General features: G+C 64.0%; 2 protein-coding genes and 1 pseudogene. All 3 read left to right on the top strand.

Annotation, left to right across the window (positions count from 1 at the left end):
• Nucleotides 1-138, top strand: a pseudogene (locus QZ609_RS26520) (haloacid dehalogenase); the annotation flags it as partial.
• 70 nt (nucleotides 139-208) lie between these two features.
• Nucleotides 209-1789 (top strand): malate synthase A, encoded by a 1581-nt coding sequence (gene aceB, locus QZ609_RS26515; RefSeq protein ID WP_295501512.1) that lies wholly within the window; start codon nucleotides 209-211, stop codon nucleotides 1787-1789.
• A 115-nt stretch (nucleotides 1790-1904) separates the two neighbouring features.
• Nucleotides 1905-2315, top strand: a 411-nt coding sequence (locus QZ609_RS26510) for an SRPBCC family protein (protein WP_295501509.1), incomplete at its 3' end; no start/stop codon positions are given.

Raw genomic sequence — 2315 nt, 5'->3', positions numbered from 1 at the left:
GCAACGTGGTACGGCTTCACGACCTTCTGGATCAACCGCCTGGGGCATCCGCCCGAGGCGCTGGACGTATCGCCTACGGCCACCGGCCACGACATGCGCGACCTGCTGCAATTCGTAGAAGCAAGGCAATCGACGTAAGACATTCCAAATCGGCCCACGCATAGGACCGAACCCGTTCAACCCTCACATCATCCTCAGGAGAAGCACCATGGCGCTCACGCTGCCCCAAGGCATGGAGATCAAGGCCGAGATCCTCCCGGCTTACGAAGACATTCTGACCCCCGAAGCACTGGCGCTGGTCGCCAAGCTGCACCGTACCTTCGAGCCGCGTCGCCAGCAGCTGCTGGCCGCCCGTGTCGAGCGCGCCAAGCGCCTGGACGCCGGCGAGCGCCCGGATTTCCTGGCTGAAACCAAGGCCGTGCGCGAAGGCGACTGGAAGGTCGCGCCGATCCCGCCGGCACTGCACTGCCGCCGCGTGGAAATTACCGGCCCGGTGGAAGCCAAGATGGTCATCAACGCGTTCAACTCGGGCGCGGACAGCTACATGACCGACTTCGAGGATTCCAACGCGCCCAGCTGGCACAACCAGATCCAGGGCCAGGTCAACCTGAAGGCCGCCATCCGCCGCACGCTCACGCTGGTGTCGGTCGGCAAGACGTACAAGCTCAACGACAAGATCGCCACGCTGCAGGTGCGCCCGCGCGGCTGGCACCTCGACGAGAAGCACGTCACGATCGACGGCCAGCGCGTGTCGGGCGGCATCTTCGACTTCGCGCTGTTCCTGTTCCACAACGCCAAGGAGCAGATCGCCCGCGGCGCCGGCCCGTTCTTCTACCTGCCGAAGATGGAAAGCCATCTGGAAGCGCGCTTGTGGAACGACGTGTTCGTGATGGCCCAGAACGAGATCGGCCTGCCGCAAGGCACCATCAAGGCCACCGTGCTGATCGAGACCATCCTCGCCGCGTTCGAGATGGAAGAGATCCTGTATGAGCTGCGCGAGCACAGCGCGGGCCTGAACGCTGGCCGCTGGGACTACATCTTCTCGTGCATCAAGAAGTTCAAGAACGACAAGGACTTCTGCCTGGCCGACCGCGCCAAGGTCACGATGACCGCGCCGTTCATGCGCGCCTATGCGCTGCTGCTGCTCAAGACCTGCCACAAGCGCGGCGCGCCCGCCATCGGCGGCATGAGCGCACTGATCCCGATCAAGAACGATCCGGAGAAGAACGCCATCGCCATGGCCGGCATCATCGGCGACAAGAAGCGCGACGCCACCGACGGCTATGACGGCGGCTGGGTGGCCCACCCGGGCCTGGTCGAGCCGGCCATGAAGGAGTTCGTCGAGGTGCTGGGCGACAAGCTGAACCAGTTCGACAAGCAACGCCCGGACGTGAACGTGACGGCCGCCGACCTGCTGAACTTCCAGCCAGAAACGCCCATCACCGAAGCCGGCCTGCGCATGAACATCAACGTCGGCATCCACTACCTGGGCGCCTGGCTGGCCGGCAACGGCTGCGTGCCGATCCACAACCTGATGGAAGATGCCGCCACGGCGGAAATCTCGCGCTCGCAGGTGTGGCAGTGGATCCGCTCGCCCAAGGGCAAGCTGGAAGACGGCACCAAGGTCACGGCCGAGCTGGTGCGCAAGCTGATCCCGGAAGAGCTGGCCAAGGTGAAGTCCAGCGGCGCTGCGGGTCACTTCGACCGCGCGGCTGAGATTTTCGAGCAGATGTCGACGTCGGAAGACTTTGCTGAATTCCTGACGCTGCCGCTGTACGAAGAGATTTAAGCAGCGATCCGTTCGGATGAAAGACGCCGGCAGGGGCAACCCGCCGGCGTTTTTTCATTTGGCGCATTGCCCCGCGAGCCGCGCCATAATGTCAGGAAATCTTGCGGAGGCCGCTTTGCGTTTTGAACACCTGGTGGAAGTCAACGATCCACTCAACCCCCTCATCGATGCGCTCACCCCCAACCAGATCTGGCAGGGTCTGGTGCTGCGGGTGCAGGAACCGACCGAATTCGTGCTGGGCCTGGACGAGGCTGTCATCACCGCCCAGGGCGACGGCTGGGTCGAGCGCGAGTTGCGTTTTGGCGAGGCCCGCATCCATGATCGCGTGACGCTCGAACCGCACACGCGCGTGACCTACACCACGCCCGCTGCCGACGGCCACGCCGGTGGCTCGCTCACCATGACGATCGAGACCAACGAGACCACCGCCGCGTTCATCCGCTTCGTCTACGACACCACGCTGCCCAACGCCGATGAAACCGGCGACACGCGCTACGCCGAGATCGTCAAATCCGCCTACCGCGAA

Source organism: uncultured Ralstonia sp. (assembly GCA_913056305.1).
Taxonomy (GTDB): domain Bacteria; phylum Pseudomonadota; class Gammaproteobacteria; order Burkholderiales; family Burkholderiaceae; genus Ralstonia.
Note: the sequence above shows the minus strand (reverse complement) of the source record. Positions and strands in the feature narration are given on the sequence as shown.

What these genes read in the sequence shown, in the direction of transcription:
- aceB (WP_295501512.1), top strand. Translation starts at nt 209, where the DNA reads ATGGCGCTCACGCTGCCCCAAGGCATGGAGATCAAGGCCGAGATCCTC.